Source organism: Psychrobacter sp. CCUG 69069 (assembly GCF_021023115.1).
GTDB classification, from domain to species: Bacteria; Pseudomonadota; Gammaproteobacteria; order Pseudomonadales; family Moraxellaceae; genus Psychrobacter; species Psychrobacter namhaensis.
Window position 1 is genome coordinate 401,785 of record NZ_QQAI01000001.1, and the last position, 25,948, is coordinate 427,732.

23 protein-coding genes are annotated in these 25,948 nt (G+C 44.9%); 10 read left to right on the plus strand and 13 right to left on the minus strand.

Features of this window, described 5'->3' with window-relative positions; genetic code table 11:
• The first annotated feature begins 99 nt into the window (after positions 1 to 99).
• Positions 100 to 1,143, plus strand: coding sequence for a lipoyl synthase (gene lipA, locus DVY93_RS01620; RefSeq protein WP_230708576.1), 1,044 nt, complete (start codon positions 100 to 102; stop codon positions 1,141 to 1,143).
• 100 nt (positions 1,144 to 1,243) lie between these two features.
• Here the strand turns inward: lipA and DVY93_RS01625 are convergent, their stop codons facing one another.
• From DVY93_RS01625 to DVY93_RS01635, 3 genes are read right to left on the minus strand one after another with little or no spacing between them, the layout of a single operon-like run.
• Positions 1,244 to 3,301, minus strand: coding sequence for a TRAP transporter permease (locus DVY93_RS01625; protein ID WP_230708578.1), 2,058 nt, complete (start codon positions 3,299 to 3,301; stop codon positions 1,244 to 1,246).
• Positions 3,276 to 3,818, minus strand: coding sequence for a DUF1850 domain-containing protein (locus tag DVY93_RS01630; RefSeq protein ID WP_230708580.1), 543 nt, complete (start codon positions 3,816 to 3,818; stop codon positions 3,276 to 3,278). The genes DVY93_RS01625 and DVY93_RS01630 overlap by 26 nt, the downstream gene beginning before the upstream one ends.
• Positions 3,796 to 4,818, minus strand: a complete 1,023-nt coding sequence (locus DVY93_RS01635) for a TAXI family TRAP transporter solute-binding subunit (RefSeq protein ID WP_193006230.1) — start codon at positions 4,816 to 4,818, stop codon at positions 3,796 to 3,798. The genes DVY93_RS01630 and DVY93_RS01635 overlap by 23 nt, the downstream gene beginning before the upstream one ends.
• A 753-nt stretch (positions 4,819 to 5,571) precedes the next feature.
• Between DVY93_RS01635 and DVY93_RS01640 the strand changes: the two genes are divergently transcribed.
• The 6 genes from DVY93_RS01640 (at position 5,572) to DVY93_RS01665 (ending at position 11,159) form a co-directional block, all read left to right on the plus strand.
• Positions 5,572 to 6,522: an alpha/beta fold hydrolase gene (locus tag DVY93_RS01640; protein WP_230708582.1), complete on the plus strand. Its 951-nt coding sequence runs from the start codon at positions 5,572 to 5,574 to the stop codon at positions 6,520 to 6,522.
• A gap of 148 nt (positions 6,523 to 6,670) precedes the next feature.
• The gene (gene dapD / locus DVY93_RS01645) at positions 6,671 to 7,492 is read left to right on the plus strand and encodes a 2,3,4,5-tetrahydropyridine-2,6-dicarboxylate N-succinyltransferase (RefSeq protein ID WP_071001928.1); all 822 of its coding nucleotides are present in this window, start codon (positions 6,671 to 6,673) and stop codon (positions 7,490 to 7,492) included.
• 215 nt (positions 7,493 to 7,707) lie between these two features.
• A complete protein-coding gene (queE, locus tag DVY93_RS01650; RefSeq protein WP_230708584.1) occupies positions 7,708 to 8,439 on the plus strand; it encodes a 7-carboxy-7-deazaguanine synthase QueE in 732 nt (243 codons plus the stop codon).
• A gap of 60 nt (positions 8,440 to 8,499) precedes the next feature.
• On the plus strand, positions 8,500 to 9,654 hold the full coding sequence (locus DVY93_RS01655) for a multidrug resistance efflux transporter family protein (protein ID WP_230708586.1): 1,155 nt from the start codon (positions 8,500 to 8,502) through the stop codon (positions 9,652 to 9,654).
• Positions 9,655 to 9,771: 117 nt separating this feature from the next.
• A complete protein-coding gene (locus tag DVY93_RS01660; RefSeq protein ID WP_193006234.1) occupies positions 9,772 to 10,407 on the plus strand; it encodes a trimeric intracellular cation channel family protein in 636 nt (211 codons plus the stop codon).
• An 86-nt stretch (positions 10,408 to 10,493) separates the two neighbouring features.
• Positions 10,494 to 11,159 (plus strand): trimeric intracellular cation channel family protein, encoded by a 666-nt coding sequence (locus DVY93_RS01665; RefSeq protein WP_193006235.1) that lies wholly within the window; start codon positions 10,494 to 10,496, stop codon positions 11,157 to 11,159.
• Between the two features lie 30 nt (positions 11,160 to 11,189).
• On the opposite strand, the gene recJ is transcribed toward DVY93_RS01665, so the two are convergent.
• Positions 11,190 to 13,001, minus strand: a complete 1,812-nt coding sequence (gene recJ / locus DVY93_RS01670; RefSeq protein ID WP_198334320.1) for a single-stranded-DNA-specific exonuclease RecJ — start codon at positions 12,999 to 13,001, stop codon at positions 11,190 to 11,192.
• A 216-nt stretch (positions 13,002 to 13,217) separates the two neighbouring features.
• Between recJ and DVY93_RS01675 the strand changes: the two genes are divergently transcribed.
• Positions 13,218 to 13,733 (plus strand): hypothetical protein, encoded by a 516-nt coding sequence (locus DVY93_RS01675; protein WP_193006237.1) that lies wholly within the window; start codon positions 13,218 to 13,220, stop codon positions 13,731 to 13,733.
• 235 nt (positions 13,734 to 13,968) lie between these two features.
• Entirely contained in the window at positions 13,969 to 14,358 is a 390-nt protein-coding gene (locus DVY93_RS01680) for a hypothetical protein (RefSeq protein WP_193006238.1), read from the plus strand.
• A 78-nt stretch (positions 14,359 to 14,436) separates the two neighbouring features.
• Here DVY93_RS01680 and DVY93_RS01685 read toward each other — a convergent pair whose 3' ends face one another.
• Positions 14,437 to 14,808 (minus strand): hypothetical protein, encoded by a 372-nt coding sequence (locus tag DVY93_RS01685; RefSeq protein ID WP_193006239.1) that lies wholly within the window; start codon positions 14,806 to 14,808, stop codon positions 14,437 to 14,439.
• Between the two features lie 329 nt (positions 14,809 to 15,137).
• Positions 15,138 to 17,249: an excinuclease ABC subunit UvrB gene (gene uvrB / locus DVY93_RS01690; RefSeq protein ID WP_230708588.1), complete on the minus strand. Its 2,112-nt coding sequence runs from the start codon at positions 17,247 to 17,249 to the stop codon at positions 15,138 to 15,140.
• Between the two features lie 447 nt (positions 17,250 to 17,696).
• Here uvrB and dps point away from each other — a divergent pair, with 447 nt between their 5' ends.
• Complete coding sequence (dps, locus tag DVY93_RS01695; protein WP_193006241.1) at positions 17,697 to 18,179, plus strand: DNA starvation/stationary phase protection protein Dps; 483 nt, start codon at positions 17,697 to 17,699, stop codon at positions 18,177 to 18,179.
• A 180-nt stretch (positions 18,180 to 18,359) separates the two neighbouring features.
• Here the strand turns inward: dps and DVY93_RS01700 are convergent, their stop codons facing one another.
• From DVY93_RS01700 to DVY93_RS01730, 7 genes are all read right to left on the minus strand, one after another.
• The gene (locus DVY93_RS01700) at positions 18,360 to 19,076 is read right to left on the minus strand and encodes a DUF2059 domain-containing protein (protein WP_230708590.1); all 717 of its coding nucleotides are present in this window, start codon (positions 19,074 to 19,076) and stop codon (positions 18,360 to 18,362) included.
• A gap of 49 nt (positions 19,077 to 19,125) precedes the next feature.
• Positions 19,126 to 20,232: a cation diffusion facilitator family transporter gene (locus tag DVY93_RS01705; RefSeq protein WP_230708592.1), complete on the minus strand. Its 1,107-nt coding sequence runs from the start codon at positions 20,230 to 20,232 to the stop codon at positions 19,126 to 19,128.
• A gap of 220 nt (positions 20,233 to 20,452) precedes the next feature.
• On the minus strand, positions 20,453 to 20,992 hold the full coding sequence (locus DVY93_RS01710; RefSeq protein ID WP_193006244.1) for an acyl-CoA thioesterase: 540 nt from the start codon (positions 20,990 to 20,992) through the stop codon (positions 20,453 to 20,455).
• A gap of 137 nt (positions 20,993 to 21,129) precedes the next feature.
• Positions 21,130 to 21,540, minus strand: coding sequence for a DUF2177 family protein (locus DVY93_RS01715; protein ID WP_230708594.1), 411 nt, complete (start codon positions 21,538 to 21,540; stop codon positions 21,130 to 21,132).
• Between the two features lie 37 nt (positions 21,541 to 21,577).
• Complete coding sequence (locus tag DVY93_RS01720) at positions 21,578 to 23,050, minus strand: SAM-dependent methyltransferase (RefSeq protein WP_230708596.1); 1,473 nt, start codon at positions 23,048 to 23,050, stop codon at positions 21,578 to 21,580.
• Between the two features lie 72 nt (positions 23,051 to 23,122).
• Positions 23,123 to 24,118: a DUF1365 domain-containing protein gene (locus tag DVY93_RS01725; protein ID WP_230708598.1), complete on the minus strand. Its 996-nt coding sequence runs from the start codon at positions 24,116 to 24,118 to the stop codon at positions 23,123 to 23,125.
• 41 nt (positions 24,119 to 24,159) lie between these two features.
• A complete protein-coding gene (locus DVY93_RS01730; RefSeq protein WP_230708600.1) occupies positions 24,160 to 25,884 on the minus strand; it encodes an NAD(P)/FAD-dependent oxidoreductase in 1,725 nt (574 codons plus the stop codon).
• Positions 25,885 to 25,948 lie beyond the last annotated feature (64 nt).

Genomic DNA, 25,948 nt, shown 5'->3' on the forward strand with positions numbered 1-25,948 from the left:
AATTGACGCCTAAATTTCTGCTATAATACCTCCACTCATAACACATTCTGATAATTCCATAAACCCTTATACCATAAAGGGTTAAGAGATAATTCTATTATGACAACTGCCGTACAAACACATGTACCTGCCGCTAAGGTCAAACCCAAAAAAGCCATTCAAGGCGAAAAGCTACGTGGCTACGATAAAGTTGCGCGTATCCCAATTAAAGTGATTCCGACCGTTGAAGCGAAGAAAAAGCCAGATTGGATTCGGGTAAAAATGTCGTCACCTGCCGAGGTTGCCCGTATCAAAGCCACGTTGCGTGAACAAAAGCTCTACACCGTCTGTGAAGAAGCGGCCTGCCCTAACCTGCCGCAGTGCTTCGCTGATGGTACAGCCACCTTTATGATTATGGGTGATATCTGTACCCGTCGCTGCCCGTTTTGTGATGTCGGACATGGTCGCCCTAATGCGCTAGATGCGGATGAGCCGCGTCATACGGCTGAGACCATTCAAGGCCTACAGCTCAAGTATGCCGTGATTACTTCTGTCGATCGTGATGATCTCAAAGATGGCGGTGCTGGGCATTTTGTCGAAGTACTGAACGAGTCAAGAGCGCTTAGCCCAAACTGCTTGATCGAAATCCTAGTACCTGATTTCCGTGGCCGCATGGATATTGCACTGGATTTGTTGACAGAGACCGCACCAGATGTGTTCAACCACAATATCGAAACCGTGCCACGTCTCTATAAAGCCTTCCGTCCAGGCTCTGATTATCAGCATTCACTCGATTTGCTCAAAATTTATAAAGAGCGTCGTCCGGATATCGCCACCAAGTGCGGCTTTATGGTGGGTCTGGGTGAGACTGAAGAAGAGATTTATGCTCTACTCGATGACTTAAAAGCGCACGACGTTGACATGATTACCATTGGTCAGTATTTACAACCAAGTAAGAACCACGCGCCAGTCGATCGTTACGTGCATCCTGATGAATTCCAGCGCTACATGGATTACGGCAAAAAGATTGGCTTCTTTAGCATTTGGGCGGGCCCAATGGTGCGCTCAAGCTATTTCGCTGATCGCCAGTACTACGGTGAAGACTGCCCAGCGCCTATTCGTAGCAAAAAGGCACTAGAAGCCGAAGGTAAACTTGGCTGTTAATGAATAGCTTGACCGTAAAACATTGCTGACAAACGTAAAAAGGGTGAATAACAGCTCATTGTTATTCACCCTTTTTTTTGACTTGATCAACATCTAAAAATCAAACACTCACAGTCGGTGTTGCTGCCTTACTCGTTTTTATATTAAACAACGCAACAGCAACGACGATGACGCAACCTGCGATACCCGTGGTAATCTCTGGATAAATCAGTAACAGCGCGCCAATCGTTAAAATAACGCGGGTCACTGTGTTCATACTTCCTTTAAAGTACCCTTCAAGTGCCGAGCTGAGCGCAATCACGCCAGTAATCGAAGTCACCACCACTGTGATAATATCGATAATAGGCGGCAGTGGGAAATCTTTGGCCGTTACTGCCAGATCCGTTGGATCTATCATCAGCATCGTTGGGTTATAGATAAACATAAACGGCACGATAAATCCTGCTAGGGCGAGCTTGAGTGATAAAAACCCTGTCTTCATAGGATCTCCGCCAGAGATACCCGCGCCAGCAAACGCTGCCAAACACACAGGCGGGGTAATATTGGCAAAAATACCAAAGTAAAAGACGAACATGTGCGCTGATAAAATCGGGATATCAAAGCCTGCCAGTGCGGGTGCTGCCATGGTTGCAGTAATAATATAAGCCGGAATCGATGGCAGCCCCATGCCCAAGACCATAGACGCTAACATGGTTAAGATCAACGTGAAGAACAGCGACCCTGCCCCAAGCGTCACAATAGATGACGTCATCACTGTACCAAAGCTGGTCAAACTCACCACCCCAATGATAATACCAACGACCGCACAAGCAGCCATTACCGCAAGCGATTGGCGAGCGCCGTCTTCTAAAGCGCCTAAGATGTCAGAAAAGCTCATGCGCGTTTCGGCACGCAGCATACTAATCACCACGGTAAAACCAATGGTATAAGCGGCCGCATAACCCACGGGCACATTTCTAATTAACAAGAAAATCAAAAAGACGATTGGCAGTAACATATGCCCACGCGCTTTTAACACCTCTTTTACCGCAGGCAAGTTTTCTTTAGCAATGCCTTTTAAATCACGACGTCCAGCGCGAAAATGCACCTGTGCAATCACGCCCAGATAGTACAATATGGCTGGCAGTAGGGCCGCAAGCGCAATCGTGCTATAGGGCAAGCCTGTCGTCTCAGCCATAATGAACGCACTAGCACCCATGATTGGTGGCAATATTTGTCCACCAACAGACGCACTTGCCTCAACGGCACCCGCAAAGTCTTTGTGATAACCAACTTTTTTCATCAAAGGAATGGTAAAGGCACCCGTACTCACCACGTTTGACAAGGCTGAGCCATTAATACTGCCCATAAAGCCGCTAGAAATAACAGCTACTTTTGCTGGGCCACCTTTTTTATGACCCGCGATGGCTAGGGCTAAATCATTAAACAGCTGCCCCATGCCTGAGCGCGCTAAGAACGCACCAAAGAGTATGAACAAAAAGATAAAGGTCACCGATGCGCCAATCGCGACAGAGTACAGCCCTTCCGTTTTTAGAAACAATTGACCAAAAATATCGCCCATATCATAAGGACGAGTCAACAGTCTATCCGGCATAAATTCTAAATGACTGACAAACGGATAAGCCAAAAATATCCCTGCCAATATCGGCAAAATCCAACCGGTGATACGGCGACTGCCTTCTAACACGCAAATCACGGTAATCAGCGAAAATATCACATCAGTCGAATTTGCCATGCCCCCACGTGAGGTGACAATATCTTGGTATTCATAAATCAAGTAAGCCATGCCAGACAAGGACAACGCAAACCAAATCCAGTCATACCATGCCACCCGCTTGCGACTGCTTTTTTTACTGGCTGGAAAAATCAAAAAAATCAGCGCAAAACCAACGCCCACGTGTACCGAGCGCTGTAGCAGTGCGGGCATTGGGTTAAAGGTGATATATAAGTGAAAAAGTGAATAGAGTATACAAATACCAGCGATAAAGTATTTTACGGGTCCTTGAGTGATGTGCCGCGTGATCGACTCTCGATCATACTTTTCTAATATGGCTTTATTATGGGCTTGCACCTCAAGTTCAGCGTCAACATTAGTTTCAGAGTCGGTGTTGGAGTGTATGGGTAAATCATTGTTATGATCCGTCACTTGGGAGTTCATGACACAAGTCCTTTTTAAATCTATCAATTAAACCATACGATTGAGGCATGATCACGACTTCAGAATAGTCTGGCACCCACTCATGAATCAAAACACGGTGGTTGCCATAGTCAATCTCACCTTTGGTCAGTCGCGATACGACCCAATTAAGGCGTGGCAATTTTTCGTTGATTTGATAACCCAGATAGCCAGGTTTTTGTATGGGCGCAAGCCTTTCGGTAGAAGGTGTCCCGGCACCAAAAGCTTCAAAATAAGTGGTGGTCAGCAGCAGACCATCGCTCTGACGTTGGTACTGCTCCTCCCACCACTGTTTTTCTACAGAATGAATCCAGCGCAGTTGAAAATCAGGCTCAGTAAAATAACAAACTTTGTCATTCTCTCCCTCAGTGCCTGCCACTCGCACTTCAGTCACAGGCTGACCTGCCAAGCCCATCCACAGTATAAGAAAAACCAACGCCGCAATGAATGCTGCGCCAGTTAACCACCTTAACTGTTTACTTGCCGGCTTGTTCATCATAGTACTTTTTCGCGCCAGGATGGATAGGAGCAACCATGCCGTCACGAGCGGTTTCTAAGCTGATGTCATTGGCCGCTTGGTGAGCCGTTTTTAGCCCTTCTAAATTATCAAACAACGCTTTGGTCAGCTTATAGCCATCATCTTCAGACAAATCAGAGCTGACCAACAACGCATTCATGATGGCAGCGGTTGGAATCGCGGTTTCATTACCATAAGTGCCCGCAGGAATCTCAAAAGTTTTAAAGTACGGTTTGGTCGCGATGATCTCTTTTAGCTTGTCTTGGTCAATGGTGATCAGCTGTAAGTCTAAGCCTTGCTCTAGCTCCATGAGCGACGAGTTTGGAAGTCCACTACTAAAGAAGGCCGCCTCAATTTTACCTGCTTTCATGCCATCAGCAGCTTCAGAAAACCCTAAATAGTCAACCGTGACATCATCATAAGTAATACCAAATCCTTCTAACAAAGTTCGTGCATTCACTTCTGTGCCAGAGCCTTGATCGCCTACTGCAATGCGCTTGCCTCTCAAGTCTTCAATATTTTTGATGCCAGAATCTTTGGTTGTGACGATTTGCACCACGTTCGGGTAAAGAACAGCCAGCTGTTGGATATTGTTGATCGGCTGATCAAAGTTGTTTTTGCCTTCGACCGCGTCTGTGACCACATCACTCAGCGCCAATACCATGTCGACTTTGCCTTGGGTCAGTAGATTGACGTTTTCTACTGAAGCGCCTGTGGTTTGCGTCTTTGAGTTCACCCCAAAGGTTTTGACGTAGACTTCTGATAACGACGTACCGATAATATTGTAAGGGCCAGATGCCCCGCCTGTAGCGATGGTGAGAAACTTAGTATCCAGCTGATCAGTGGCGGCGGCATCCGTGGCCGAGCTATCTGTCGCCGCACTGTCACTGCTTTCTGAACTTGGAGATGAGCATGCAGTAAGTCCTAACGTAGCACTTAGCATCGCTGATAAAAGTAGGGAAGATTTTAAAGAATTGAGCATTGAATTCATCCTTGAAGTAGTCGATTTAGTCCTGCCAGCTACATCAATATGTCACTATTAATGCGTTACAGACGAGTAATAATATAGCAATTTTTGTAGTAAACAAACCATAGACTATTTTGTTTTTACGCTTATCCCTCATATTTAGGAACATTTGAGCCAAAAAACCCATTATTACTCAATCACCAACTGTATTGTTCTGCCAAGCGGAACTACGTTTCATTAGTTAAACCATTTAAGCAAAATTCAGGTAGGTTGTAAACCTTTATCACAAGGTAAGCAGCAACAAGACTAGTTTTTCACAGCACGTCACCACACATGGCGTATTTAGAATAACTCAATTTTATGGTTCAATTGACGCTTGTTTGACTCTATGGGTGTTAAGCGAGCGGCGCTTTAAAAGCGTGGCGATCAGTGGCACACAAGTTAAATAGATGCCATACAAACAATGGCGCAAGCACAATTGTCTTAAATAGCATTGACCCAATAACGCTTTGTCGCTACATTGTTTATCACCTTTATGGCGCTAAAAACGTGTGGCCCCAAAAACAGTATTTGTGCGCACACGACGAAAAACGCTCAAACAAGGTAAAATGAATGACCAGCGCCCAATACCAACATTTATTATAAGCGTCGTATAATACGCTGACTTTTTAAACGCTGTTTAGCTGTTTAGCTGTTTAGCTGTTTAAAAGCACAATACCTACAACCAATTAAAATGATAAGTCTTTAAAACCTTTCAAGGAAACCGCTATGAACACCGATACAAGTAACGACCACATCCTCTCCTCCGATAACATTCACTACTTGCATCATGATTTTTTTGAACCCAGCCATAAAGACACCGCGGTAAAAGCCACGTTACTGATCGTGCATGGTATGGCAGAACACAGCGGCCGCTATGCAAATTTTGCGCAATTTTTAGCAGACAATGGTGTCGCAGTGGCAACTTATGATCATCTAGGCCACGGTCAAACCATTAAAACAGAAGCAGATTTAGGCTTTTTCGGTGAGGAACATCCCGTACAGTCGCTATTAAAAGACGTCATAGTCATGGCCGATAGCTTAAAAGCGCGCCATCCTAACGTCCCCCATTTTGTCATGGGGCATTCTATGGGCTCCTTTATTGTCCGCAACGTCCTCAAGCATCACGCCCACAATTTCACAGGGGCTATCTTAATGGGTACAGCCGATACCAACCCATTAACCAAAGTGCTCCTGCCGGTCAATAAAATACTGGCAAAAGTAGCGCCCAGACAGCCAAACACAGTGTTTGCCAGTACAATGAATAAGGTACTCAACAGCAAACTTGAAAACCGCACCTCTTCCTCACAATTTGCTTGGTTAAGTGCAAATACGGCGAACATTGAGGCCTATGAAGCCGATCCACTGACTGGTTTTGATTTTACCAATAACGGTTTTATGACCTTGTTTGCTTTAATGGAAGCCAGTTTAAATAAAGGCTGGGCGGTGACAATTCCTAAAAGTTTCCCTATGCTATTTATCAGCGGTGCAGAAGATCCCATTGGTAACATGGGCAAAGGGGTCCGTAAAATTGTCACCCGTCTAAACAAGCAAAACTTTAGCCGCATCGATATTCAGCTCTATCCAAACATGCGCCATGAGCCATTACATGAAAAAGACAACCAAATCGTCTATCAAGATGTCTTGGCGTGGTTAGAGAGCCATGCGTCAGATAGCTGAGATTAGCAACAACGTTTGCGTGTAACGCGTTTGCTAAAAGTCGCCAAATTAGCGACAATACGGCAAGCAAGTTTTTAGTCCAAGTCACACTCATCCTGTAACTATAATATTTACTGTCACTTACCTTCCATTTATCTTAGGAACCTTTATGTCATTACAGCAAACCATCGAACAAGCCTTTGAAAACCGCAATGAGTATAGCCCAAGCAATATGCCACAAGACGTGCGTGATGCCATCGAGCAAGTGCTTGAGCAACTAGACAACGGCAGCTTACGGGTTGCAGAAAAAAAGGACGGCGAATGGGTCGTCAATCAGTGGGCAAAAAAGGCTGTCTTACTCTCGTTCCGTCTCAACGACAACTACGTTCAAGCAGCTGGTGAGCACGTACAGTTTTATGACAAAGTACCAACTAAGTTTGCCAACTGGACTGAAGCCCAATTTAAAGAAGCAGGCGTACGTGTTGTCCCGCCAGCGGTAGCTCGTAAAGGCTCATACATTGCAGCAGGCGCTGTACTCATGCCATCTTATGTCAATATTGGCGCTTACGTTGATCAAGGGGCGATGGTAGATACGTGGGCAACGGTGGGCTCATGTGCTCAAATCGGTAAAAACGTGCATTTATCAGGTGGCGTTGGTATCGGTGGTGTATTAGAGCCATTACAAGCCAATCCAACTATAATCGAAGACAACTGCTTCATCGGTGCACGCTCTGAGATCGTTGAAGGCGTGATCGTAGAAGAAGGCGCTGTTATCTCTATGGGCGTCTATATCGGTCAATCTACGCGCATCTATGACCGCGAAACGGGTGAGATTCATCGTGGCCGCGTACCAGCAGGCTCAGTTGTGGTACCAGGTAGCTTACCTTCAGAAGATGGCACGCACAGCTTATACGCCGCTATCATCGTGAAAAAAGTGGATGCACAGACCCGCGCAAAAACCGCTGTCAATGAGTTGTTGCGTTTGGACTAAACCCCTCCCAAGTACGATCTTTATTTTTAACAAAAAAAGATGCTGGAGAATGACTCCCGCATCTTTTTTGCAGCTTAATATAAGGCATTACGTTATAATCCGCTTTTTATTTTGGTTTTATTGAAACCTAGCACGGTACAATCTATAAACTGTCTTTTATTAAGAGTGATGAATGCTTAATCGCGTTGTCAACATTAACTGTATTTGAAAATATTATGAGTGAGTCACTACTACGCACATCTACCATTCCTGTCACTGACCCTGAAGCGGGTCTACGTTTAACAGAAATCTTTTACTCATTACAAGGTGAAGCGCTAACGTCAGGCTTACCAACGATATTTGTGCGCCTCACTGGCTGTCCGCTGCGCTGTGTCTATTGCGATACCGAATACGCCTTTACAGGCGGCGAGCGTCAATCATTGGACACCATTATAACAACGATCAAACGCTATCCTTGTAAACGTATCTGTCTGACGGGCGGCGAACCGTTGGCTCAGCCGAACGCCATTGCTTTGATCAAACGCTTGCTGAGCGATGGTTATGAGATCTCGCTTGAAACAGCTGGCGCCCTCACGGTAGAAAATGTACCAACGGCCGTGAGTAAAGTGATGGATCTCAAAACACCAAGCTCAGGTGAAGCCGATAAAAACTTATGGTCAAACCTCGACTACCTCACACAGCATGACCAGATTAAGTTTGTCATCATGAATCGTGAGGATTATAACTGGGCGAAAACCAAACTGTCTGAACACAAGCTCAATGAATTGGTGGGCACGGTGTGGTTTTCTCCAATGTTCAATGTCGCAGATGATATCAATGAAGACACTGGCCCCGATGTGCCCGTTTTGGCGCGCGACCTTGCAGAATGGATATTGGCTGATGCCCTGCCCGTACGCTTTCAGTTGCAACTGCACAAAATCATTTGGGCAGACGCCAAAGGAAAATAGCAAACTAAAAGTTAAACAGCCACTATTAATCAATAATAAGCCAAGGATAAGGGCGTAGGTATGATCAAACTCATTTTATTGGGCTTATTGGCGGGTGCGTTCTTTAGTTCAACGTTTGTCCTAAACGAGCTTATGAGTGCGGCTGGTGGGCACTGGTTTTGGTCTGCAAGCCTACGTTACGCTTTTATGTGGTTGATTCTCACAGCCCTTATTGGGATGCAGCATGGCGCTGGTCGTATCAAGGCGCTGATGGCTATTTTTCGTCAACATTGGGGATTTTGGTGCATTACTGGCAGTATTGGCTTTGGTATATTTTATACGGGTATTTGCTACGCTGCTGACCATGTTGCCGGCTGGGTTGTTGCCGCGACTTTTATGTTTACAGTGGTCGCAAGCCTACTCGTATTACTGGCGTTTGGGCAGCGTTTTGATAAAAAATTCATTGTCTATGCGCTGTTAGTGTTTGTCGGGGTGGTGCTGGTGAATGTTAGTGAAGGTCTGCACGCTGCCTCGTTATTGGACAGTCAGGCAGCGCCCATGACAGACATGCTACTATACGGTGCCATACCGGCGCTAGTAGCAGCCTTTAGCTATCCCATTGGCAATCAGCTGGTTTGGCAAGTCTCTTATAATGCACGTCATCGTAGCGCTGAGCTGCGGTCTACCAAAGAAGCGCCTATTCAGCAAAGTGATATCGGCGAGCACACCAGCGCACTGATCACCGAAGCCCCTGTTTTATCGACTGACATAGATCATATGCCAGACGTAGCCGGCCCCGTACGTCTCACCTCCTCTAACCAAGCCTTGCCTAACTCATTTTTACAACATCTTATCGCGCGCATACCAGCGATTGAAACCACTTTACTGCAAAATGCTTTTAACAAAGTGTGGTTAATGACGCTTGGGAGTTTGCCATTTTGGCTGGTTTTAGGCATTATAGTGCGCCCTGATTTGCCAGATGCTTCCCAACTATTCAACACGTTACTTGTCGCTTTATTGGCCGGAGTAGCAGCAACCAGTATTTTTTTGTATGCTCGCGAAAAAGCAGAAACGTCAAGTGAAGTGGCTGGCGTTGATGCAACACAAGCCAGTGAGGTGATATTCGCCTTAATTGGGGGTATGTTATTGCTCAACAACACCATACCATCGGCCATGGGCTTGATTGGGATCGGACTGATTATCGTAGGACTCATACTGTTTGCAAAAGATGGGTAAACAGGGGCCTGATACTGAGCCGCTTCTTTTTACCCTATTGGTATAACCTTTCAATATACGTTCCATTTAAAACACATACTCAAGCCACTTTGATGGGCGCTACTTGGCAACATAACCATGGTTAATGATTTGATTTTTCCTGATATTCTATTATATTTGTTAGACATGGTGGGCGTGATTGCTTGCGCGATAGCAGGGACGCTACTGGCTCAACACAAAGGTTTGGATATCTCAGGCTGCATCTTGGTTTCTATGGTCAATGCCATCGGTGGTGGTACGCTGCGTGATATGGCGCTTGATCGTCATCCACTATTTTGGATGACGGATCTCAATTATGTGATCGTCATTACAGTGACATCACTGATACTACAGATGTTCTTTCACCTGTATCATAAAATTGATAATGCCCTTAAACTCTTTGACGCCATTGGACTGGCAGCTTTTAGTGTGATTGGCTTTAAGGTGGCATTGACGCAGGACATGTCCCCTATCATCGCTATTATGATGGGTGTTTGGACGGCCATTGTCGGTGGTCTGCTACGCGACATTATCTGTAATGAGATACCGCTGGTACTACAGCGTGAGATTTATATCACTGCCAGCATTGCAGGATCTGTCACATATTTACTTTTACAATCCTTCGGTGTCAACGCTGGTATCAATGAGTTCATTATGCTATTTGTTATCTTTGCAGTGCGGATGCTAGCGCTTAGATTTGATTGGCATCTGCCCTCTATTCGCTTGGTGGCGTAAAAGGCCTTTAACACCACTGTAGAATGGGTTTACGCTTAGTGCTCCCCCTACCGCTTGATAATATTCACAATGAGTGAGATTTGCGCATGTTGGCTATCGCATTGGACCCTGCAGCACTGATCACCACCTTTGACCCGCGCTCTTTGATTTACTTGTTTGACATGATCGGCATTGTCGCTTGTAGTGTGTCGGGCACAATACTGGCCAAGCACAAAAACTTTGATGTGTTCGGCTGCTTACTGGTGTCCATTGTGACCGCTATCGGTGGCGGCACAGTGCGAGACGTCATTTTAAATCGTCATCCATTATTTTGGATGGTAGACATGAGCTACCTTACCGTCATCACTATATCTTCTTTAGTGATGCAAATATTTTTTCACCCCAACTCTCGCCGCGTCGATAAATTCCTCAAACTCTCAGATACCATTGGCCTGTCCGCCTTTACGTTAATTGGTATCAAGGTTGCCGTTGGCATGGGGGCAAATGTTCCGGTGGCCTTACTGCTAGGTGTCATTACCATTGTGGTGGGCGGCATCATTCGCGATATGATTTGCAATGAGATTCCGCTGGTGTTACAGCAAGAGATTTATATTACCGCTGCATTGACTGGCGGCATTCTCTATTTTGTCCTACACCATCTTGGTGTGACCGCTTGGGTTACGGATATCGCGACTATGAGTACGATCTTTACCTTACGCATGCTCGCGATACGCTATGATTGGCAGTTTCCGACATTGGAATGGAAGTATTAAAAGCACTTCACTTTAAAAATAATGAAGCTCTTAGGTCTTTTCTACCACCGCCAAGTCTTTGACCATCAGCTGCAAGCTTTGTTTGCCATTCCATTCATTGATATCCAACTGAAATAACACATGCACTTGTTTGGCGCGGTAATCCCAAACGCTGCTATCAAAATTAAAATAAATCGCCTCAATCGGATACTGTACATCAGGATAACGCAGCGATAGCTTGAGATGCTTGTCTTTTAACACCTTAAAACTCAACACTTCAAACACGCCATCAAATATCGGCGGCGCAAAACCATGCCCCCAAATATTGGCATCAGCTAACTGCTCTGCAAACCACAAGCTAAAGTCACTCGCTTGTAATGGGCCATCGGTGAATTTCTGCTCTGCAAACACGTCATCATTCATCTGCGACATGACTTCATCAAAAGCTGCTACAAATGCCTCAAAATTCCCGCGCTTAAGGGTCAAGCCTGCGGCCATCGCGTGTCCACCAAAGTGACTGATAAGATCGGGGTAACGCTCAGCGACTTGTTCAATCGCATCACGAATATGCACGCCAGCGATAGAACGCGCTGAGCCTTTGATGGCATCGTCATCGCCCGTACGCTGTGTGTCTGCTGGCGCAAAAACAATGCTGGGTAGATAATGACTTTCTTTTAAACGACCAGCGACAATGCCAATCACGCCTTGATGCCAGTCATCTTGGTACAAAACAATACTACGCTTATGATCGTTGACGGCTTTTTTCTCAGGCTTACTCTGAACGATAACATCGCGACTTTCATCAGTGTCAGTATCAACACCATCAGCCAATGTTTGAACAATACTGTCAGCTTGTGTGCGCATCTCGCCTTCTACTTGACGACGGGTACGATTTAGCTGCTCAAGCTCCTGTGCTAGACGCTGCGCAGTGCCCCAATCTTCAGTCAATAAACACTCAATCCCGATACGCATGTTATCCATACGTCCAGCAGCGTTGATACGCGGACCTAAGACAAAACCAAAATCCTGTGCGTGTAATTGCTTGGGGTCACGTCCGGCTTGTTCTAATAAGGCTAAGATGCCTAAGCAGCAACGTCCTTGGCGAATAGCAGCAAGTCCATGATGCACTAAGATACGGTTGTTTTTATCCAGCACACCAACATCAGCAATCGTACCAAGCGCCACTAAGTCTAAGTACTGACTGACTTGTACCGTAGACTTGCCAGCTGTACGGCGCAGTTTGGCCAGTCGCCCGAGCACATAAAAGGCCACGCCTACCCCAACCAGCGCCTTACTGGTAAAGCTGCAATCAAGCTGATTGGGATTGACCACGGCCTCTGCAGGCGGTGTTTCTTTCGTCGTTAGATGATGGTCAGTAATAATGACCGTTATACCATCTGCCTGCGCGCGCGCCACGCCCTCATGACTAGAAATGCCATTATCAACCGTCACTATCATGTCCGGCTGATAAGTTTCGATACCCAACTCAACAATCTCTGGCGTCAAACCATAGCCGTATTTGAAGCGATCCGGTACTAAGAAATCAACCACCGCGCCCATTTTTGTGAGCGCGCGCATCATCAGCGCCGTGCTGGTCGCGCCATCACAGTCAAAGTCACCAACGATTAAGATGCGCTGTTGGGCATCAATCGCCTCATCTAGTAGACGTACCGCTTCTGTGACACCGTGCAGCATCTCAGCGGGCAACAGACCAGATAATCCCGTATCAAGCTCGGTAAGTTCAGTGATACCGCGGCCTGCGTACAGACGAGCAAGCGTTAATGATTGGGCAGCAAGTGGTTGCAACGCGACAGGCAACTCGTCAATGCGAGTATGGGTATAGCGGGGAGTTAAATTTAGCATGGACGTATTCTACTGGCTTTACGAGAGGCTCACAACGACAATTTTTAACGTCTCAGTCCATAAGATCATCTCGTACTTACAAAAACGGTGCATAGTGACGTAATTTTCTGCATTTTGCTACAAAGCTATGATTGTATGCCGCTTATAAATCCATAGAATAGGAGTCATCTGAAGTATTTTTTCTCTATTTTAATCAATTTTTTATAAGGAAATCCTATGAAAACGACACCACTCGCTGAAAAACTACCAGACACCATTGATCCAAATCTAGACCTTGATAAAGTCAAAAAAGAATGCCAAAAGTTAGTAAAGAAGCGTGCTAGAGTGTCAGCTGGTGTGGCTATTGTACCGGTGCCATTTTTTGATGTCGCAGTTGATGCGGGCATGCTCACTCAGCTTGTCCCTGAGATCAGTGAACGTTTTGGTTTGATTGAAGATCGCAAATCAGCGATTGACTTACAATCAAAAGAAGTCCATTGGCGTGCGGTTAAAGATCGTACGGTAGACTTTGCAGGTCTCATGGCGACACGTGGCCTCGTCAAAAAAACCATTCAAACTTTCGGTGGTCGTATCGCAGCCAAACAAGTAACGAAGTTTGTTCCACTAGGCGGACAACTGGTTGCCGCAACGATGGGTTACACCATCTTTAAGAAAATCGCCAACGACCACATCAATGACTGCTATAAATTGGCCAAAGACATCCAAAAAAAGCAACACGGTAAAAATGTCTAACCACAGTTAGTCAATGCTGCATCATGTTCACCAGTTAAGACGTTAAGTCTTAACTGGTTTTTTATTGCCTAACGCTAGAACTGCTAAGACTGACGCTTAATCAGGATGACATCATAAGTCCTATCGTTTTTCCTGTGTAAGTTATGAATAACGCGGTTAAAAATATGCAATAATCACAAACGTTTTCAAACAGCGCGCTCTTTATTTCCACTCAAAAAACTTAAAGGACTTTCCTATGAAAAAATACGTTGCTTCCACCCTCTTACTCGCCACTTTTGCCTTAACTGGCTGTACCACGACAGGTGGTGTTAATAACAGTACAGGTAATGCTATCGGTACAGCAAACGAGATTGGTATGAACGTCTTTAAAGCAGCCATTGACAATCAGTGCCGTAGCCAAATTGAGAAACAAAACGCTTGGCGTATTGCGAGTGTGGCCATGACTGAAACGCAAGAAGAAGCGGTCAAGAGTAATGTTTGCGGCTGTGTCAGTGAGCAAGCACCGCAGCAAGTCACCATTGTGGAACTTGGGAATGCTGCTATAGACTCCCAATATCGCACGCAGCTGGTAGCGAGAGTCGTCGCAAAGTCCCTACAAAGCTGCTACGCAAGTTTTACCAAATAAGCCGCTAAAAAATACAAAAAAAAGGGAGACGTGAAATGTAACGCTCCCTTTTTTCTACAAGTTTGAATACCGCTCATACTATAGGTCAGTAGGTGGCTTAGAAGGTAAAGCGGCTGTGGAAGGCAATACCTTATTTCGACGAAAATACTTGGAGGAGCCGTCGATAATTTTGCTCACTTCTTTGATCAGATCATCGATGACATCATCATAGACACCATGATTCAGCTCAGTCTCAAATGAGGTAAAAGGATGTTTACGTGATGCTGAGCTTACTTCTGTCACCCCTTCTTTGCTATAAAAAATATCGACACGACCATCACTATTTAACACGCAGTTTAGTAAACCGCCTTCAAGCTCCATCTCGACGCGCTCAGGCATAAAAATATAATCATCTACATCAATGAGCTTCTTTTCTACTTCTCGTTTAAAAAACGATTTGATATCAAACATAGACCGTTCCTTCACTTAAAAATTTATAAAATACGTTAGCACGCCTGACTTTGTAATCCACGTCTAGCATTTATCTGTATGCTTTGTCGCTCGTGCCTTATGTATTTAGCCTATAAGATACGTAGGCATTTTTTAAGGTGGGATATGTAAAACTGCGTTTGATGTTAGTAAAAATGTACTGTCAATATTCGTTCTCTTCATAGATATCGGGTGCTGTTTCAAATACAAGCCAGCTTTTAAGCCCTACAAAACATTGACACAAAAAAAGTGAGTCACAAACACTGTGCAACTCACCTTTTTTACTTCTAAATACTATCCAAACTAAACGGCTAGATTAGATGCGCTTTAAGCTCAAGCACCTTATCACGTGTTTTTGCGGCTTCCTCAAACTTTAGGTCACGCGACATTTGCTGCATCTGTTTTTCCAAACGCTTAATCTCTTTGGCCAATAAATCCGGACTACGCAAGATATTAATATCGACATCAGGCAGGTTACTCTTAACTGGAATGGCTTGATTGTCATTGGCATCCAAGCTCTCACCTGTATCAATCTTATCGGTGATACTACGGCGCGCGCCTTTTGGCGTGATGTTATGCTCAAGGTTAAAAGCAATCTGCTTGTCACGGCGACGATCCGTCTCATCTATCGCTTTTTGCATACTTGGTGTGATGCGATCGGCATAGAGAATGGCCTTACCATTTAAGTGACGCGCAGCACGACCAATGGTCTGAATGAGGGAGCGCTCAGAACGCAAAAATCCCTCTTTATCTGCATCAAATATAGCAACCAATGACACCTCTGGCATATCCAAGCCTTCACGCAATAGGTTAATACCCACCAAGACATCATGGACGCCAGTGCGCAGCTCATGAATAATCTGCATACGCTCAACCGTATCGATATCTGAATGCAAATACGCCACTTTGACATCATATTCTTTGAGATAACTGGTTAAGTCCTCTGACATGCGTTTGGTCAAAGTGGTAATCAGTACGCGCTCATCTTTTTCGCGGCGCTTGGTAATCTCGGATAGCACATCATCGACCTGCGTCAACACAGGACGTATCTCAATCTCAGGATCGATCAGGCCCGTGGGACGTACCACTTGCTCGACGACTTGTTCGCTATGCTCTAACTCATACAACGCAGGCGTCGCACTCACATAAATCGTCTTGGGTTTGATACGTTCCCATTCTTCAAACTTCATGGGACGGTTATTCATCGCACTTGGTAGACGAAACCCATAATTGACTAAGTTCTCTTTACGGGATCTATCGCCTTTATACATCGCCCCAATCTGCGAGACAGTCACATGTGACTCATCAAGGAATAGCAGCGCATCCTCTGGAATATAATCAAACAACGTCGGCGGCGCTTCTCCTGATGGACGACCAGACAGATGCTGCGAGTAGTTTTCGATACCGTTACAGTAGCCAAGCTGCTGAATCATCTCAAGATCATATTGCGTACGCTCTTTAAGGCGCTGCGCTTCAACCAGCTTATTGTTATCACGGAAATACTCCAAACGCGGCTCTAACTCTTCACGAATCGTATGACTCGCCGCTTCTAGTTTATTGCGCGGTGTCACATAATGTGACTTTGGATAAATCGTAATACGCGGCACGCTACGTACGGTCTTGCCTGTTAACGGATCAAACCATGTGATTTTTTCCACTTCATTGTCAAATAAGTGCACCCGTACAGCCAGTTGCTCAGATTCAGCAGGATAGATATCGAGTAGCTCACCGCGCAAGCGATACGTACCACGGCCAAAGTCCAGCTCGTTACGCGTGTATTGCATTTCGACCAGACGTTTAATCGTCGCCGTACGATCTATTTGATCACCAACGACCACATGTAGTAGCATTTTTAGATAGCTTTCTGGATCACCCAAACCATAGATACAAGATACCGAGGCGACAATAATCGCATCGCGGCGCTCTAACAAGGCACGCGTGGCTGACAAGCGCATCTGATCAATGTGATCATTAATGGCGCTGTCTTTTTCGATAAAAGTATCACTAGCGGCGACATAAGCTTCAGGCTGATAGTAGTCATAATAACTGACGAAATATTCGACCGCATTATTGGGGAAAAATGACTTAAACTCGCCATATAGCTGCGCGGCGAGCGTCTTGTTGTGCGCCATGATAATGGTCGGCCGTTGACACTCAGAGATGACCTTCGCCATCGTATAGGTTTTACCAGAACCAGTCACACCCAGTAGCAACTGCTCATCCATTCCAGAATTGATACCGCCAACGAGCTTTTTGATCGCTTGGGGCTGATCGCCTGCTGGTTCAAAATCCGTCACCATCTCAAAGGCACGACTCGATATTTGCGTCCCTGACGCATTAACACCACTAATTTCAGCCTCGCCTTGGAGCTGAGTGGCCAATTGGTTTAACTGACGCGACGAGCGCGGTTCAGGCATTCGCATAATGGCTTACTTCTTTTAAAAGTTTATAACAATATGGGGTCTGAATATGGATTTTTAAAGGATGGTTAAAAGGATGGTTATAGGCTTTGTCTATGACTTGCCGTGGGAAATACGAACCCGTATCTAAGCGTATAAAGTGACTCTTAATTATAAGCACACCCTTTATAAACGTACCCTTTATAACAGCACTATCCATAAAAGCATTACTGCTAAGTGTGCCTAAGATAGTTATATAAAACGCACATAGCATCCACTCCATTTACAAAGCTTTTCATGGTTAACAAACTCATTACACGACCACCTAACAAAGCATAACGCTTAAGGGTTTCATACCCTATTTAAGCTGGTATGATTTATAACGAATCAACAAGCAGTACCGACGTAAAATATCAATAAAAACAAGTTAGACATTCCATTCAATAAAATAACGATATAACGGAGTAAAATATGAGAGAACGTTACGCAAGTGGTATTAATGATGAAACTGCCAAAAAAATGGTTGATCTGCTAAACGCTAATTTAGCAAATCTAATTGACTTAAGCATGGACAGTAAGCAGTGCCACTGGAACCTACAAGGCACAGGCTTTATCGGTGTGCATCAGCTATTAGACGATACTTATGAGCGTTTGACAGAGGGCTATGACACTGTGGCTGAACGTATTGTTATCTTGGGCGGCAAAGCAAATGGGATCTCAAAGCGTGTGGTTGAAGATTCTATTTTGGAAACTTATCCTACTGATATTACCGAAGTCGATCAACATGTCCGTGAGCTTACCAACCGCTATAAAACAATCGCCGCCTCACTACGCGAAGCGATCGATACTGCAGGCGAAGCCGGAGACGAAGATACCGCTGACGTACTGACAGAAGTAAGCCGTATCATCGATAAAGATGCGTGGTTCATTGGTGCCAATGCGCCAAAAAAATAAGCTTTCATAATCTAAATTATTGAAAGATGAGCGTGATAAAAGATAAAACACAAAAAAGGTCGCCTAAAATAGGCGACCTTTTTTAGATGCGTCTGAGCTTTTTTTTAACGTCTGACTTTTAACGCCTGATACTAGCCGAATTCCGGAAAATCACGTATAAACCTTTCAGACTTCCACTAACTAAAAGATACCTTTGATAATTTGTTTCATCTGCGGCAGTAATGCTTCTAACTGCCTTTCAGCTTCGCTAGTATCGTCCGGTAGTGATTGCTTTAAAAAATCTGCCGTGATTTGTGGCTGCTTGGCTAAAATACTTTGACCGATTACCGTATCGTAAAACCCGATCTGGGCATCGACTTCTGCCTGCGTGTAATAAGTCTTCGCCGCATTGACGTAAGCTTGGGTCAATGTTTGCTCATTAGCTGCTTCACCAATACTCTCGGTCATTATTTTGCTGTATTGACCCAAAACATTTTGTATTTGTTCTTGCAGCTCACGCTGGCGCGTACTTGACGCTTTATTTTCTGGTAAATGTTTTCTATTTTGGGCTTGTTCGTGAATGGCTTCGATAGTGGCTTTTTGCCCTTTGACGATAGATTTTATTTGCTCATCGATGTGCATCACTTGCATCAACTTAATGACAGACGCATCCGTCGGTGCAGTCATGTTATGACTCCGATTAACCACCCACATTTTAAAGACATCACTATTAAACGCCTCTGTCTGCTCAGAAGTCACTACTTGCTGCTGAGTAGGCTCGCTATGAATAATCAGTTCAGCATTCGCCTGTGTCAGGCTGCCTACTATCAGCGCCATCCATAGTGCCCTGCTCAATACTTGCGTGATGGGCAGACACATACTCGTGTTTTTAATAACTGCCTGTAGACGGTATCTCATAGAACACTCTCGCTATTAAGCATGTCAGTCGTGCTTTTACTTTAGTGATTTAGCGGCTAGATAAATTCAGTACGTCAGCACTGGGTGCCGAGAGTGTTAAAATAGCCTCTTGAAACAGGGGATTGGCACGGAACTGGTTCTCAATGTCTTCAAATTTTTGCGCGATCTCTTTTTCTTTTTGATTACCTGCGATGTCTACTGCCGCCACCATAAATATTTTTTTGGGACCTACCCATTCTAAATGTAGGTACGAGACGCTATCAATGTCTGGATGATTGAGCAGCTCACTCAATACGTAGGTATGTATTCTATCTGATACTTTATAACCCACCAAGAAATCCCGATTACGACTGATCAGAAAGATAGCCACCACGCCTAGTAGTAGCCCCACGATAATAGAACCTAATGCATCCCAAAACGGCTGACCTGTATAAGCATGCATGCCCATCGCTGCCGCAGCAATAACCAAACCAATCACAGCAGCCAAATCTTCAAAAAATACGCCGCGTAGTGTTGGGTTTGACGTATCGACCACATAACCGATGGCGCTGATATTAATTGCTTCACCGTGCTTTTTACTTTGGAGGTAAGCTTGTACTAAAGAAAATCCTTCAAGGACAAAAGCTACGGCCAATATAATAAAACCAATCGTATAATTGGTCTCACTCTCTGGTGCGTTCCACTCAGTGATGCCCGTATAAATAGACACAATAGAGCCTGCCATAAAAACGCCAAAAGCGGCAATCATTGACCAAACGTAGGATTCTTTACCGTAGCCTAGCGGATGGTTTGCGTCCGCCGGTTTGACGGCTTTTTTTTCAGCGACAATTAATAATGTGCCATTGCCTGCATCGGCCCAAGAGTGAGCGGACTCCGCTATCATAGAAGCAGAACCAGTCATGAATGCGGCGATGGTTTTTGCAATCGCAATGATAAGGTTTGCCCCAACGGCAATCAACACCGTCACCAATGAGCCAGAGTGTTGCTTATCTTTGTTTGGTACGGTTTCAGAAGAACCATTAGAGTCCGAATGAGTCAGAGCAGCAGAAGTGCGGTCAATGTTGATCTGGCTTATACCACGAGAACGCCTCGTGTGCGGCGTGGATTGATGAGTAGCAGGACTAGGTAAATTGTCTTTTGATGGCTTCAAACTCATAATAGCCTCAGTAAAATAACATCTGTTTAACCACTGTCTTCAAAACAGACTGACTATGTCGTAGGACTGACTTTAGCTGTCCCAATGACTGACATAAAAGTTCGCGTATTCTTAGATAAAGCGTCAGTAGATTTTTAGGGTGTGGGGAGTAATTTTAGATGATTCGCGGTGGACAAACTGTCTGTTAAGCCGTTGTTTGCCGTTCTATGCAAACTGGCTTTTATTGATCCCGCTCTCCGATCATATCTCCCTCTCCAAAATCGCAGCTTGGACGATGTGAGCTTTCCATACGCAAGTTTTTACGTTCCAGCGCGGCGTCAGCGCGGCACTGCTGCATCTCATTTTTAATATTAAGCGGTGGCGCAGGTGTCGGCTTGCCATTGTCATCAATAGCCACCATCGTAAAATAACAACTGTTGGTATGGCGCACGGTGCGAGCTCGGACGTCCTCTGCTTCGACCCGAATCCCAATCTCCATCGAGGTATTTCCTACATAATTGACACTTGCGGCAAAAGTCACCAACTCACCAACATAGATAGGCTCACGGAACATGACCTGATCCACAGACAAGGTCACTACATAGTTACCGCTATAGCGACTGGCACAGGCATAAGCGACCTGATCAAGCATCTTTAACAAATCCCCACCATGGACGTTACCGATGAAGTTCGCCATATCTGGTGTCATGAGTATCGACATATACAGCTCATGGTTTAAAGGGGCTTTTTTGGCAGTCGAGCTGGTATTATATTGCGGCATAACGATCCTCAAATTGTCTAAAACTTATTTATTATGAGTATCAGTTATACCGTAGCGTCCGACATAGCTCAAACAGTCATCTGTCGACTAATGGTCTAAGTTATGTAAACTGTCATCTTGATCGTGGTGGCAGCCCTTTAGGTCAACCAATGAAAGCGGTAAGCAAGCCAAGCAACCATCGCACTAACTGAGCCTGTTAAAATACCACCCCAAGCAAAGTCAACTAACGCTGTGTCTAAGGTAAAGCCTTTATACAGGGCCAAACTGGTAAAGTCATACGTCCCGTAAGCCATCAGCCCAATTAATCCACCGAGTAAGAAAATATGACCGATTGAAGTGCCCGCTTTGATTTGTGGGTACAGGATCAATATACAAAGCGCCAATATGTAAAACATATAAAACACACCTGCGGCGACCATATTTGGCTCATCAGCCAATAAGTGACCGATACGTGCCTCATAAAAAGCCCCTTTCATAGTCGTTAACCAAACCGCATCAACGCCCAAAAATATGACCACAGCAGCAAGATAGACAAATACGTATCCCATAACCACATCCTTGTATTAAGATTATTGTCGGCACCACTTATAAAGGTAGCGCATGTTGGTTGAACGCATCTTGGTCATTATCGTTCATAAGTTGATCCATAAGGCGACAGCTTTGCTCCTCACTCACCCTGTCATCGAAAGACCCATCAGAGAAGTGCATCGTGTCAATGTTGTTAGGCTTCACTGCAGTCACTTGTACCACGCCAATGGTCCGTTCTAAAAAGCCCCCTTCACAGTAGCAAAAGTAAAAACTCCATAAACGAATAAAGGCATCATCATAACCAAGCGCTTCGATTTCTGTACGCTGCGCCATAAATGCGGTACGCCAATCCCTCAGCGTGTGTGCGTAGTCAAAGCCATAGTCGTGTAGCTGTTTGATGACCATGTCGGTCTGCTCAGTGAACTGTGTGTTTAGCTCTTGGTTAGATAACAGACAGCCACCAGGAAAAATATGTGTCTGAATAAAATCGACCGATTTTATGTAGTCTTGGTAATTTTGGTCATTAAAGGTAATCGCTTGTAGTACCATCAACCCTGTAGGTTTGAGCAAACTATTACACTGTGCAAAGAAAGTCGGTAAATATTCATGCCCGACCGCTTCAATCATCTCAATACTGACCAGTTTGTCGTACTGCCCTGTCAGCTCACGATAGTCTTGCTTAAGTAGTGTGATTTTATCAGACAGTCCAGCGGCTTTGACTCGGCGCTTCGCCTCACAATACTGCGCATCAGAGATGGTCGTTGTTGTTATGTGACAACCATAATGCTGGGCGGCATAAATAGCAAAACCACCCCAACCCGTCCCAATTTCGATAACGTGATCATCAGGGGTAAGTTGTAGACGCTGACATATAAGCGCCAATTTGTACTGCTGCGCATCGCTAAGTGTCATCTCAGGCGTACGATACACGGCTGAAGAATACATCATCGTATCGTCCAAAAAGCGCTGATACATATCATTACCCAAGTCATAATGCGCTAGGATATTAGATTTGGCGCCAGATTTATCATTATTACGCAGTTGATGCTTCGCTTTCTCAAATGCCTTACTCACGCCAGCAAATCGACTCTCTAGTTTATTGAGTACTGCCAAGTTACGCGCTGCCAAGCGAATCAGTCCCGTTAAATCATCCGTATCCCATTCGCCATTAATATAGCTGTCTGCCAGCGCTATAGAGCCACCCAGTAACAGTTGCCGATACACAGCGCTATCATGAATCATCAAGGTGACGTGTAATGGATGACGACCAACCGCTGAACTGCTAGCAACGCTAGATGACACGCTACCAAAGTGGCTTGTAGTAGGTGTCTGTTCACCAAACGCTTCGATCAAGGTAAGTCGGCCGAACTGAATGTGCTTTAGGGCTCGAAATATGAGCTTTCTTGCCAATTGATTTATTCCATCATTCATGGGTCGCAAAACAGCGCTCTCGTTGGCTATTGTATTCAGCCGTACGGACAGTTTCTCTAATGCTGAGCTGGGTGCGCGGTCGGTTGGTCGTGCTGGCATTGTGTATTCATCCTTGTATAGGCCTTCTGTAGTCTCGTATTTTATTTCTGATACTCTTTGAGCTCTCCATCGTTAAGAGTCAGCTTTTTGAGTGTTTGCTGGGTGCTGTTGGCTATTGACCAGTTTTTCATCATAGTTTACATACGGCACTTTTTTGATCGCATAAAGTTTAAAAGCGTGCCAATAGACACGCGTTAAAGACGTTATATTCATGAGGGGGTTTTGTCGCAAGCTTTGACGGACAGAAGCATCAGTCAGAGCTGTGCCTGACATCTTTACCCCCGTTTTTAACACGTCACCGCGCTCATCACTGATATCAATAGCAATACGAACCTGCAAACCATTGTTCGGCTGCCCTTTTGCCTCGTTTTTTGTCGTACTCTTTATGGTCACCTGCCAACGATAGAGCTGATCGATAGGGTTAAAGGGTGACACATGGAAGTTTTTATCATGGCAAAATTCAGTACACTCACCTTCTAACAAAAACCCATAATAGTGACGATTATCCCATGGTGTATTAGAAACTTCAGCCAACAAATGGGTGGGCACCTGCTGCTTATCAAAACCCAAATAAAAATTGACTGGACTAAAATAAATGCCAGCATTGCGACAAACCACAAGTCCGATCGTCTCGCCTGATGGCGCGCTGCCCATTTGAGCGATAAATGCTTGTTGTAAACGATGCTTAAGTGCTTGAACCTGATCTAACTGGCTATTGATATTAGTATTATTACTGCTTAGGCTATTTATTCCCTGCAAGTAGTCATCAGGACAAAACTGCTGCAAAGCCTTTTTCTTTGCTGAAAATAACGGCCATTGTATTGCTAATAGTCTCTTTGGCAGAATTGAGGTCAACCCTAATTTTTTCAGGATTTTACTTTCACCAATGACTGCCGTACTGATGTCAGAGAGCGCCTGTCCTGCCGCTAAGGCGCTAATATTGATCCCCCAATAACGATAGGGGTAGACAAACTTATTTACGCTTGGCAGCAGCCTGCTGTGCCATGTTGTGCCGTGGAACAACTGATGGGGCATGGAGGTGTTATACGAATGGGCTTTACTAGTCATAACGCTCTCTTCTTTAGTATTGCTTGATTTTACCCCCCAAATTACCGCCCTTTACGACGGCCAAATAACCCTCGGCTTCTCGTTTGAACGCTATCAATGGTCGCAGACTGTAAATGCGCCACATACTCAATCAGCTCTTGATTGGTAGTCGCCGTCGTGACCTGACGTTTATGAAGTTTGCGTGACTTTGTATCTGCTTTAACAGGTAAGTCCTTATAGCGAAATGGCGTATGTGTGCTATCGGCATCCGGCAGATGAGATGGATCGACTTCATCTTTTATATCAATATCAAGACCGAGCGCCTGACAGACACGCAATCCACTGCGTACGCCATCTTCATGAAAGCCATTGAACCAGTATGCACCGCAAAAATGCGTATGCAAACCGTTGCCAGAGATACTTGACCATTTGGTTTGAGCCTCAATCATCGCTAGATCAAACACTGGATGACTATAGTCGATACGCTTGACTACCTGTCTCTCATCAATCTGGTGATTCAAAGTGACCAAATAATTATGCTTTTTGGTCAGGCGTTGCAAGATATTCATATGATAGGTCAGTACGGGCTTACTCGATATTTGCACGTTTCCGGTGACTTTAGAAGCTTGCCTCTCTTCTGTCACGTGGCCTGACGATTTTTCATCGATTAAATAGTTCCAACTTGCCCATGCTAGTGGTTTTTTGGGTAGGACACTGGTATCGGTGTGCAGTACCGCGGTATTTTTGGTAAAGCGGAAGTGACTTAATACTTTAGATTCATCCGTACTGGCATCTTTTAAAATATTGAGTGCGGTGTCTGCATGACAAGCAAAGATGACTTCATCGAACACAAGATTTTCGCTACGATTCTCAGTGTTACTTTTACTCTGTACCGTCAAAATCACTTGTTCGCCATCACGTACTACAGATTGTACTGGGCTATTGACTCGCACCTTGCCTCCCGCTTTGATAAAACGTGGAATCAGTTTATTGACATATTGCTTTGAGCCGCCTTTGATCGTAAACCACTGCGGCCGATTGACCACATCAAGCAAACCATGGTTGTCAAAGAACTGCGCAAAAAACACCAGTGGAAAATCTTGGACTTCATCCAGACTGGTTGACCAAATAGCCGACACCATGGGCAGTAGATAGTTATCCGTAAACAGATGACCATAGCGTTTTTGTACCAGATAACTACCGAGGGTTTGTTCAGTAAAACGACTCACCTCTTGCCCGTGCGCGCGAGCAGCTTCATAATCTTGGCGCAGCTGCTTGATGTGTTTATTGAACTGTAAGACCTCTTTTATAAACTGCCAAAATTTCGGATTCAGTACATTCTTTCGCTGCGACAATAAAGTGTTGAGTGTATGACCGTTATATTCAAAGGCACGCGCCGTATTCTTTACGGAGAAACTCATCTCAGTTGCCTGAAACGGCACTTGTAACTCATGAAGCAAACGAAAGAAATTGGGATACGTACGCTCATTAAAAACAATAAACCCTGTATCTATCGCACTGCTCTCTACCTTGCTGCTCTTTGCTTTTTTGCCATCTTGTAGCGCGACATCGATGGTGTTGACATGCCCGCCGATATAATCATTGGCTTCAAACACCGTGATATCATGCTGCGCCACAAGATAATGGGCGCAAGTCAGTCCAGACACACCTGAGCCGATAATAGCAACACGCTTTTTCGTTTTGATATCATCACAATTTTCAGCAGTATGCGTATGTTTTTGCGCGGTCTTTTGATTGTTTGCACGCTTGAAGCGAATAAACGGCATAAAGGTGCTCCTTCCTATATGGGTATCTATGTCTTGGTGAGTCGTCCTTTAAATCACTGTAGAG

Excerpts from the sequence above, each read along its gene's own strand:
- lipA (WP_230708576.1), top strand. The coding sequence starts at position 100 with ATGACAACTGCCGTACAAACACATGTACCTGCCGCTAAGGTCAAACCC.
- DVY93_RS01625 (WP_230708578.1), bottom strand. The coding sequence starts at position 3,301 with ATGAACTCCCAAGTGACGGATCATAACAATGATTTACCCATACACTCC.
- DVY93_RS01630 (WP_230708580.1), bottom strand. The coding sequence starts at position 3,818 with ATGATGAACAAGCCGGCAAGTAAACAGTTAAGGTGGTTAACTGGCGCA.
- DVY93_RS01635 (WP_193006230.1), bottom strand. The coding sequence starts at position 4,818 with ATGCTCAATTCTTTAAAATCTTCCCTACTTTTATCAGCGATGCTAAGT.
- DVY93_RS01640 (WP_230708582.1), top strand. The coding sequence starts at position 5,572 with ATGAACACCGATACAAGTAACGACCACATCCTCTCCTCCGATAACATT.
- dapD (WP_071001928.1), top strand. The coding sequence starts at position 6,671 with ATGTCATTACAGCAAACCATCGAACAAGCCTTTGAAAACCGCAATGAG.
- queE (WP_230708584.1), top strand. The coding sequence starts at position 7,708 with ATGAGTGAGTCACTACTACGCACATCTACCATTCCTGTCACTGACCCT.
- DVY93_RS01655 (WP_230708586.1), top strand. The coding sequence starts at position 8,500 with ATGATCAAACTCATTTTATTGGGCTTATTGGCGGGTGCGTTCTTTAGT.
- DVY93_RS01660 (WP_193006234.1), top strand. The coding sequence starts at position 9,772 with ATGGTTAATGATTTGATTTTTCCTGATATTCTATTATATTTGTTAGAC.
- DVY93_RS01665 (WP_193006235.1), top strand. The coding sequence starts at position 10,494 with ATGTTGGCTATCGCATTGGACCCTGCAGCACTGATCACCACCTTTGAC.
- recJ (WP_198334320.1), bottom strand. The coding sequence starts at position 13,001 with ATGCTAAATTTAACTCCCCGCTATACCCATACTCGCATTGACGAGTTG.
- DVY93_RS01675 (WP_193006237.1), top strand. The coding sequence starts at position 13,218 with ATGAAAACGACACCACTCGCTGAAAAACTACCAGACACCATTGATCCA.
- DVY93_RS01680 (WP_193006238.1), top strand. The coding sequence starts at position 13,969 with ATGAAAAAATACGTTGCTTCCACCCTCTTACTCGCCACTTTTGCCTTA.
- DVY93_RS01685 (WP_193006239.1), bottom strand. The coding sequence starts at position 14,808 with ATGTTTGATATCAAATCGTTTTTTAAACGAGAAGTAGAAAAGAAGCTC.
- uvrB (WP_230708588.1), bottom strand. The coding sequence starts at position 17,249 with ATGCGAATGCCTGAACCGCGCTCGTCGCGTCAGTTAAACCAATTGGCC.
- dps (WP_193006241.1), top strand. The coding sequence starts at position 17,697 with ATGAGAGAACGTTACGCAAGTGGTATTAATGATGAAACTGCCAAAAAA.
- DVY93_RS01700 (WP_230708590.1), bottom strand. The coding sequence starts at position 19,076 with ATGAGATACCGTCTACAGGCAGTTATTAAAAACACGAGTATGTGTCTG.
- DVY93_RS01705 (WP_230708592.1), bottom strand. The coding sequence starts at position 20,232 with ATGAGTTTGAAGCCATCAAAAGACAATTTACCTAGTCCTGCTACTCAT.
- DVY93_RS01710 (WP_193006244.1), bottom strand. The coding sequence starts at position 20,992 with ATGCCGCAATATAATACCAGCTCGACTGCCAAAAAAGCCCCTTTAAAC.
- DVY93_RS01715 (WP_230708594.1), bottom strand. The coding sequence starts at position 21,540 with ATGGGATACGTATTTGTCTATCTTGCTGCTGTGGTCATATTTTTGGGC.
- DVY93_RS01720 (WP_230708596.1), bottom strand. The coding sequence starts at position 23,050 with ATGCCAGCACGACCAACCGACCGCGCACCCAGCTCAGCATTAGAGAAA.
- DVY93_RS01725 (WP_230708598.1), bottom strand. The coding sequence starts at position 24,118 with ATGACTAGTAAAGCCCATTCGTATAACACCTCCATGCCCCATCAGTTG.
- DVY93_RS01730 (WP_230708600.1), bottom strand. The coding sequence starts at position 25,884 with ATGCCGTTTATTCGCTTCAAGCGTGCAAACAATCAAAAGACCGCGCAA.